Consider the following 8,606-nt stretch of genomic DNA (forward strand, 5'->3'; position numbering starts at 1 on the left):
ACCTGCGCAAGGATACCCTGCTCAGACCGTTTCCAATTCCGGTCTGAAGAGGTGGACCGTACTTTTGTGCGGTCAAACCGTACGGTCGCACGGTCCCATCCCGCGCTCTTGTCCATTCAGCCCGCTGCGCGGCACATCGCCTTGAGCGCTGTCGCATGCTCGGGGGACGCGGCGAGGGCGTTGGCGGCCAGATCGCGGGTGGACTGCATCAGGCTGTCGCCGGGAACCACGCGCTCAAAGAGACCCCAATCGAGCGCCTCTTGGGTGCTGAGCCGCGCGCCGGCCAGAAGGATCATCTTGGCGCGTGCCGGACCGATCAACGCTGCAAGGCGGGCGGGGTCGCTGGGTTGGGGAAGAAAGCCCAGTTTCATCACCGGATAGAACGCGCCCGCGCCCTCGGCGGCGATGCGGAGATCACAGGCCAGAACCATGCCCATAGCCCCGCCCGCGACCGTGCCATTGAGGGCGGCGATGCTAAGGCCGGGGAGGGCCGCGATAGCGCCCGAGAGGCGTTCCCAGACCGGGCTGGTGGCCAGACCGGTGCGCGCGGCCTCCAGGTCAGCCCCGGCAGAGAACACCTTGCCCGCGCCGGTCAGCACGAACACGCGCGCCTCCTGCGCGGCTTCGGCGATGTCGGCGAGGTCCGAGAGCATCGGCTCGGTCAGGGCGTTGGCCTTGTCCGGGCGGTTGAGCGTGGCGATCCAGAACCCGCCGTCCCGGTCTAGCGTGACCAGAGGGGCCGCACTCATATCAGGCCCACGCGTCGGCGGATCGCCTCGTCCCGCAGCGAGATTTCCTGTCCGGCAAACTCGGCGGCGTCGGGGCCGCACATCCACAGGAGGGCGCGGGCGGGCCAATCGGCGGGGATATGCGTGGACCAGTCCAACTGGCTGACGGCATTGACGCCGCTGGCCTTGATCTCGCGCTGCATGTCGGTGGCCACCGTGCCGGGCGAGAGGCCCATGACGCGGATGCCTGCGGGGGCGGCTTCGAGATCGGCGCAGCGCGTGAGCATCGCGGCCCCCGCCTTGGACGCGCAATAGGCGCTCCAGCCTTCGAGCGGGTTATGGGCCGCCCCGGAGCTGACGGTGAGGATAGTGCCTGCGCCGCGCGCGATCATGCCGGGCAAGGCTGCGCGCATGCCGTTGAAAACACCCTTGAGGTTGACGTCGATGGCGCGTCCCCAAGCCTCGGGGTCAGCATCCGTTAGGCTGGTGATCGGCTCGATCACGCCGGCGTTGTTGATGAGCACGTCCAACTGGCCAAAGGCGGTGTGGCACGCGGCAACGGCGGCCTCCATTTCCCAATAGCGGCTGACATCGCAAGGGATGGCAATGGCCGCGGGGCCAATTTCGCCCGCGAGTTCGGCAATCGCATCGCCATTGCGTGCGGCAAGCGCGACATGCGCCCCGGCTGCGGCAAAAACCCGCGCAGCGGCGGCGCCGATGCCTTTGCTGGCGCCGGTGATGAGAACGCATTTGCCCTGCATATCCATGGTATTCCCCTTTGTGACTGCCCTTGTCCTAACGCTGGGGCAGGCCAAGTTCCAGTCAGATCATCCCTTGACCAAGCGGCGGTGACAACCGAAGTTGTTGGCAACTCCGATTTTAAAAAGGTGCTCTTCATGTCCTATATCCGCACGCTTGCCGCTTCTACCTCTGTGCTTTGCCTGTCGGCGACAGCCGGATTTGCCGATCTGACCGCCGCAGAGGTCTGGCAGGATTGGCAAAGCTATCTGGAAAGCAATGGCTATGCCGTCACCGCCGAGACCGCGCAAGCAGGTGATACGCTGACAATCCGCGATCTCGCGATGCGGATGGAGGTGCCTGAAGAGGGTGGCACGGTCGAGGTGCGCATGGGGGAGATGCAACTGGTCGAGCAAAGCGACGGATCGGTGGCCGTGATCCTGCCCGAGGTCATGCCGATTGCGATGGACCTCAAGGATGAGACAGGCGAGCAGGTCGCGATCACCATGCAGGTGGCGCAAACGGGCATGGAGATGGTCGTGTCCGGCGATGCCAGTGCAATGACCTATGACTACACCGCGCAAGAGGTGGCGATGACGCTGGATGACGTCGTCGCCGGGGCGGACACGGTCGAGATTGGGGTGGCCGAGGTCCGCATGGCCGATATGGCGGGGCGTCATCAGAGCACGCTGGACGGGGACACGCGCGCGGTCACGCAAGAGATGACCGCCGGTCCCGTGGTCTACGAGATTGATTTTACCGACCCCGCAGAGGGGGGACGCGTCCGGATCAACGGCACGATGGCACGGCTGAGCATGACCGGGAATGGCGATATGATCGATGGCGTCGACACCAGCGACATGGCCGCCGCGCTGCGCGCAGGCTTTCGGGTGGACAGTGAGATCGCCTATGAAGAGGGCAACACCTCCTACCGGCTGACCAATGGCGACGAGGATATCGAAGGCACCCAAAGCTCGACATCGGGCACGCTGCAGGTGGGCATGGGGCCGGATGGCCTGCGCTATGGCGGCGAGGGGCGCGACGTCAGCGTGGCTCTGGCGGGAAGCGGACTACCCTTTCCGGTCACGGCCGAGATGGCGCGGATGGGATTCAATCTAGTGATGCCTGTTTCCAAAAGCGATGAAGCACAGGATTTCGCCTTGGCGCTCGAATTTGGTGGGTTCACCATGGCCGATACGATCTGGGCGATGTTCGATCCGGGCGCGCAATTGCCGCGTGATCCGGCGACGATCAGCGTCGATCTCTCGGGCAAGGGTCGGCTCTTTTACGACCTGCTGGACCCCGCGCAGATGGCCAAGCTGGAAGAGGGTGAAGAGGTCCCCGGCGAGGTGGAGAGCCTCGTGCTCAATGACCTGACGGTTGATCTGGCAGGGGCCAAGCTGACCGGGGCGGGGGCGTTCACCTTTGATCAGACGGACCTGACCAGCTTTGACGGGGTGCCGGCCCCGGAGGGCGCGATTGATCTGCGGTTGGTGGGGGGCAATGGCCTCTTGGACAAGCTCATTGGCATGGGCTTTGTGGCCGAGGATCAGGCGATGATGGTGCGGATGATGGCGGGGATGTTCGCGCGCACTGGCACCGGCGAGGACGAGCTGACATCGCGCATCGAAGTGACCGAGGATGGTCAGGTTCTGGCGAATGGGCAGCGTCTGAAATAATGCGGAAATGAACGGCAAGAGAGGGCCACGGGCGCAGGCGCGTGGCCTTTTGCTTGGGCGCGGGCTTGCGCGTGGGGGGGCGTCGGTCTACCTCAGGGCGGCAACAAGGAGATGGCCATGGCGAAAGCGCTCGATGAATTGACCCATGCGCTGATTGACGCGGCCCTGAAGGCCGGGGCAGAGGCGGCGGATGCGATTGCGTTGCGCGGGCAATCAGTCACGATCGACATGCGCGGCGGCACGCTGGAACAGGCAGAGCGGGCTGAGGGTGTGGATATCGGCCTGCGGGTGCTGATCGGGGGGCGGCAGGCGAGCGTGTCGGCCTCGGATACCGGGGCCGCGACGATTGCGGCACTGGCCGAGCGGGCAGTGGCGATGGCGCGGGAAGCGCCGGTTGATCCCTATGCCGGGCTGGCCGAGCCGGGGCAATTGGCAAGAGATTGGGATCTGGCGGCGCTCGAACTCTGCGACCCGAGCCCCGAGCCTGCCCCTGACGCATTGGCGCGGATGGCGCTAGAGGCAGAGGCCGCAGCCCTTGGGGTGGCAGGGGTCACGCAGGTGCAGGCGGCGAGCGCCACCTACAGCCACCGGGCCGTGCATATTGCCGCGAGCAACGGGTTTTCGGGCGGTTATGCGCGTAGCGATACGGGCCTCTCTTGTGTGGCGATTGCCGGGACAGGCACCGGGATGGAACGCGATTACGATGGCGATAGCCGGATTTTCGCCAGCGACCTGCGGGACGCTGGCGAAATCGGTCGGCGTGCCGGGGCGCGGGCTGTGGAACGTCTGGGCGCGCGCCGCCCGCGCACCGGGGCCTATCCAGTGCTGTTCGACGAGCGTATCTCTGGCTCGTTGATCGGGCATCTTCTGGCGGCGGTAAGTGGCGCATCGGTGGCGCGGGGGTCGTCGTGGCTGCGCGAGCGGTTGGGCGAGCAGGTGCTGCCCAAGGCGCTCTCGGTGCTGGAGGACCCGCACCGTGCGCGCGTGAGCGGATCGCGCCCGTTCGATGCCGAGGGGTTGCCGACCGCCAAGCGGGCGATTGTGCAGGATGGCGTGCTGATGGGCTGGACGCTCGATCTTGCCACGGCGCGCAAGCTGGGGATGCAGAGCACGGCCAATGCCACGCGCGGCACGTCCTCTGCGCCCTCGCCGGGGACGTGGAACATCGCGCTCACGCAGGGCACGCAGAGCCGCGATGATCTGATCCGTGAGATGGGAACAGGCCTGTTGGTCACGTCGATGATTGGCTCCACCATCAATCCCAACACTGGCGACTATTCGCGGGGGGCGGCAGGGTTCTGGATCGAGAAGGGCGAGATTGCCTATCCCGTCAACGAATGCACCATCGCGGGCAGCCTGCCCGAGATGCTGCGTCGGATGATCCCGGCCAATGATGCGCGGCTGCATGTGGGCCGGGTGGTGCCATCGCTGCTGATCGAGGGGTTGACGCTTGCCGGGGAATGATCTGGCGCTCTTGATCGAAGCGGCCCATGCGGCGGGGCGCATTGCCACGGGCTATGTTGGCGGGCCGCTCGACATGCAGGACAAACCGGGTGGTGCGGGGCCGGTGACGGCGGCGGATCTGGCGGTCAACGCGATGCTGCTCGAGGCGCTACGCGGGGCGCGACCCGTTTATGGCTGGTTGTCGGAAGAGACCGAAGATACCGCCGCGCGGCTGGGGGCAGAGCGGGTGTTCATCGTCGATCCCATCGACGGCACGCGCAGTTTTATCGAAGGCAGCGACAGTTGGGCACATTCGCTGGCGGTGGCCGAGGGCGGCGTTGTGATTGCCGCCGTTGTCTATCTGCCGATGCGCGACAAGCTTTATGCTGCCGCCGCAGGGCAGGGGGCCACGCTGAACGGTGTTCCGATCCGGGCCACAGCGCGGGCCGATCTCGAGGGTGCGTCGATCCTTGCCTCCAAGCCCAATTATGCGCCCGAGAATTGGCGGGGGGGCCGCGTGCCCGAGGTGGCGCGCGCCTTTCGCCCGTCGTTGGCCTATCGCCTCAGCCTTGTGGCAGAGGGGCGCTATGACGCGATGATGACGCTGCGCCCATCTTGGGAATGGGACATTGCGGCGGGCGATCTGATCCTGCGCGAGGCGGGGGCGATGACATCGGACCGCCGCGCGGGGCCGTTGCGCTTTAACAACCCGGTGCCGATGGTCGATGGTGTGCTGGCCGCCAACCCGGTGTTGCACGGAGCGCTGCACGCGGCATTGGCGGGGTGATCCCCCTTGCACCCGGTGGCGATCCACGTCTAATGCGCGGGCGACAGGATCAAAAAACAGGCACATCATGCCCCGCTCCGACAATCTGACCGGCGCCCTTCTGATGATGGGGTCAATGGCCGCGTTCACGCTGAACGATGCCATGATCAAGGGGCTGGCGGGACAGGTGCCGCTCTTTCAGGTGATGTTCCTGCGCGGGGTGGTGACGACGATCCTTGTGGCGCTGATCGCGTGGAAGATGGGCGCGCTCAAGCGGCATTTGCCGCGCGAGGATTGGGGGCCGGTGTTCTGGCGTCTGGTGGGCGAAATCGGATCGGCCTATTTCTTTGTGACAGCACTCTATCACATGCCTCTGGCCAATATCAGCGCGATCATGCAGGCCCTGCCGTTGACGCTGACGCTGGCCGCCGCGCTGTTCTTTCGCGAGCCGGTGGGCTGGAAGCGGATGGCGGCGATCATGGCCGGGTTCATCGGCGTGATGCTGATCGTGCGACCGGGCACCGAAGGGTTCAACATCTATTCGGTCTATGGATTGGCGGCGGTGGCCTTTGTCACGCTGCGCGATCTGGCGACGCGGCGGTTGTCGCGCGATGTGCCCTCGATGCTGGTGACGCTGTTCAACTCGTTTTTCATCATGGCGTTTTTCGGTCTGGGAAGCCTGACCGGGGAATGGGTGGTGCTCGATGGGCGGGCGGCGCTCTTGATCTGTGGCGCGGCGGTGATGATCATCGGCGGCTATCTCTTTTCCATTATGGTGATGCGCGTGGGCGAGATCAGTTTCGTGGCACCGTTCCGTTATACCAGCCTCATCTGGGCGCTCTTGCTGGGCTGGCTGGCCTTTGGCGACTGGCCGCAAACGCTGACCCTGGTGGGGGCCGCGATTGTGGTGGCAAGCGGTCTTTTCACGCTCTACCGCGAGGCGCAGATCAGCCGGCGGGCCAAGGCGGATTTGAAAAGACAGCTTTCACTTGGTCCTCGTCCACGTTGAACTGAGATTTGAAGAACGCTGCTTCGCGGGCATCAATCGGGTGCATCGGGCCGGTATGGTATTTGGCATGCGAGTCGTTGTCGTCATGCTTGGCGCGCAGATACATATGCGGGCCGGGCTGGATCAGCGTGGGCATGTCCAAATGCAGCTTGTGATGGCCAAAGTTCATTACGGTCATCGGATCGCCGGGGCGAAAGAGCACGGCGAGACCGCAGGCCCAGAACGGTGCCTGAAGCGCTTCGGCAATGATCCCATGCTCGGACAGGGTGACGGAATAGCCCCGGTTATAGTCGATGGCCATGTAACGCCAGCTTTTGCGCATGGTGCGGGTGTGTTTCTCGAACCAGCGCAGGCTGCGCACAAAGCTGAGACCGACGGCATCATCATCATCGAGGCGGAATTGCATGGATAGGTCGGTATCCTCGCCCAGTTCCTCCTTGATCGCCAGTTGCATGGCAAGGCGATGCTTCATCGGTTCGCTCTCGATGATCTTGATCTGCGGCACGGGGGCGGTGAGATCCTGCAGCCGGTCGCGGTAGAGTTTCGGCATGTTCTGCCCGATCATCACGAGAAAGGTGAAATCGGGGTTCTGCTGCGCCGCGATGGAGGGCAGGGTCAGACATTCGAAGTGGCGAAAGCGCAGCTCCATCCGGGCGGGGGCATAGAGATAGGCCTCACGCTCTTCGACCGTGTCATGCATGCGTTTGAAGCCGCCCAAGGCAGGGTAGGAAAACCGGCAAATTCCGATCACGCGCATCTTTTCCGGTCCCCTAGCGAAAGCTGGCGCGGACCCGATCCGCGTCGATGTGAAAGTGATCGCGAAAGAGCGCCTCGCCTGCGGTATCCAGCAGCGACAGCTTGGGCATCCGCACCCCTTCTTTCTGGCGCGAGTCGTTATAGCCGTTGTGGCCGCGCACAAACATCGGCTCCTCGGGCGAGGACAGGGTCGGCATGGTCTGCCAGAGGCGGGCGTGGGAATAGTTCATGATCGTATGGCGCACGCCAGGACGGACCGATATGGCGAGTGCCGGGGTCCACATGTGCTGAAACGTGGCCGCGGCCAGAATACCCTCTGGCGTGGGGGTGGCGACAAAGCCGTTGACGAAATCAATCGCGACATGGCGGTTGCTGCGCAAGAGGCCGCGCGCGGCCTGGGCCAGTTTGCGCAGGCGTTCGACAAAGCGGACAGAGACTGAATCATCATCATCCATGCGGAATTGCAAGGAGGGTTGATCGCTGTCGAGAACGGCTGCGTTGATGACCTCGCGCATGACATCGCGGTGACGCCCCGGTTCGCGGATCACGACGCGGGCCTGTGGCAGGGTGGCGAGATTATCCATCAGCCGCTCGTGGTCATGGCGGGGCATGTTGGGGCCGATGACCACCAGTAACGTGAAATCCGGGTCGCTCTGTGCGCGCAGCGGCGGCAGAGTGAATTCCTCGAACAGGCGAAAGCGTTCCTGCATGCGTTCGGGGGCGTATAAATAAGCCTCGCGCTCTGCGGTTTCGGTATGTTCGACCTGAAAACCACCGAGGGCTGGATAGGAAAAACGGCACAGGCCGATCACCTGCGAATTTGCATTTTCCATCCTGCCCTGCATGCCTTAGACTGCTGGGATCAACTGTGGCATCGGCCTGTGGTGAACGCAAGTCCGGACCTGTTGACAACCCCCGCGACTCCCCCTATACGCGCCCCATCCATGGCTGAGGGGGTCGCCCCGTCGCCTGTATCAGAACTGTAGTGGTCAAGATCCGGGCGAATGCGCCCCGATCCTCTGGAAACCCACCGCGTCGGACCCGATGGACAGGGTGCGATTGCGGTCTTTGCGTATTGCGGACGCGCGATTCGCTTTTGATTAACCGCATGGGGCTGGTCCTTGTGCAGACACATGTGTTGAGAGACGGGGAAATAACCGGAATGCCAACGATCCAACAGCTGATCCGCAAGCCGCGGCAGCCGAAAGTCAGAACCACCAAGTCACAGCATCTTCAGGGCTGCCCGCAAAAGCGTGGCGTCTGCACGCGCGTCTATACCACGACGCCGAAGAAGCCGAACTCGGCCATGCGGAAGGTTGCCAAGGTGCGCCTGACCAATGGCTTTGAGGTCATCAGCTACATTCCCGGCGAGAGCCACAACCTTCAGGAGCACTCTGTGGTTCTGATCCGTGGCGGCCGTGTAAAAGACCTTCCCGGTGTGCGTTACCACATCCTGCGCGGCGTGCTTGATACGCAAGGCGTCAAGG

Annotated in this window: 9 protein-coding genes; 5 read left to right on the top strand and 4 right to left on the bottom strand. The window is 64.1% G+C overall.

What is annotated here, in order from left to right:
• Positions 1–116: 116 nt before the first annotated feature.
• Positions 117–749 carry an enoyl-CoA hydratase/isomerase family protein gene (locus KBT70_RS11730; protein ID WP_296633323.1) on the bottom strand — a complete coding sequence of 211 codons (633 nt, stop codon included), beginning with the start codon at positions 747–749 and terminating at the stop codon, positions 117–119.
• Positions 746–1,495, bottom strand: a complete 750-nt coding sequence (locus KBT70_RS11735) for an SDR family oxidoreductase (RefSeq protein ID WP_296633325.1) — start codon at positions 1,493–1,495, stop codon at positions 746–748. The genes KBT70_RS11730 and KBT70_RS11735 overlap by 4 nt, the downstream gene beginning before the upstream one ends.
• A 129-nt stretch (positions 1,496–1,624) precedes the next feature.
• Here KBT70_RS11735 and KBT70_RS11740 point away from each other — a divergent pair, with 129 nt between their 5' ends.
• The 4 genes from KBT70_RS11740 (at position 1,625) to KBT70_RS11755 (ending at position 6,363) form a co-directional block, all read left to right on the top strand.
• On the top strand, positions 1,625–3,145 hold the full coding sequence (locus tag KBT70_RS11740) for a DUF2125 domain-containing protein (RefSeq protein WP_296633328.1): 1,521 nt from the start codon (positions 1,625–1,627) through the stop codon (positions 3,143–3,145).
• 117 nt (positions 3,146–3,262) lie between these two features.
• Positions 3,263–4,609: a TldD/PmbA family protein gene (locus KBT70_RS11745; RefSeq protein ID WP_296633330.1), complete on the top strand. Its 1,347-nt coding sequence runs from the start codon at positions 3,263–3,265 to the stop codon at positions 4,607–4,609.
• Positions 4,596–5,375, top strand: a complete 780-nt coding sequence (locus tag KBT70_RS11750) for a 3'(2'),5'-bisphosphate nucleotidase CysQ (RefSeq protein WP_296633332.1) — start codon at positions 4,596–4,598, stop codon at positions 5,373–5,375. Before KBT70_RS11745 ends, KBT70_RS11750 begins: the two co-directional genes overlap by 14 nt.
• A gap of 67 nt (positions 5,376–5,442) precedes the next feature.
• Positions 5,443–6,363, top strand: a complete 921-nt coding sequence (locus KBT70_RS11755) for a DMT family transporter (protein WP_296633334.1) — start codon at positions 5,443–5,445, stop codon at positions 6,361–6,363.
• Here KBT70_RS11755 and KBT70_RS11760 read toward each other — a convergent pair.
• Together KBT70_RS11760 and KBT70_RS11765 are read right to left on the bottom strand one after the other, a co-directional pair.
• Positions 6,302–7,120, bottom strand: coding sequence for a glycosyltransferase (locus KBT70_RS11760; protein ID WP_296633337.1), 819 nt, complete (start codon positions 7,118–7,120; stop codon positions 6,302–6,304). The genes KBT70_RS11755 and KBT70_RS11760 overlap by 62 nt on opposite strands.
• Before the next feature lie 13 nt (positions 7,121–7,133).
• Complete coding sequence (locus KBT70_RS11765; RefSeq protein ID WP_296633339.1) at positions 7,134–7,952, bottom strand: putative rhamnosyl transferase; 819 nt, start codon at positions 7,950–7,952, stop codon at positions 7,134–7,136.
• A gap of 329 nt (positions 7,953–8,281) precedes the next feature.
• Here KBT70_RS11765 and rpsL point away from each other — a divergent pair.
• Positions 8,282–8,606: 30S ribosomal protein S12 (gene rpsL / locus KBT70_RS11770; RefSeq protein ID WP_296633341.1), on the top strand; the 325-nt coding region annotated here is incomplete at its 3' end.

This window comes from Roseovarius sp., from assembly GCF_018066915.1.
In the GTDB taxonomy this organism is placed as follows: domain Bacteria; phylum Pseudomonadota; class Alphaproteobacteria; order Rhodobacterales; family Rhodobacteraceae; genus Roseovarius.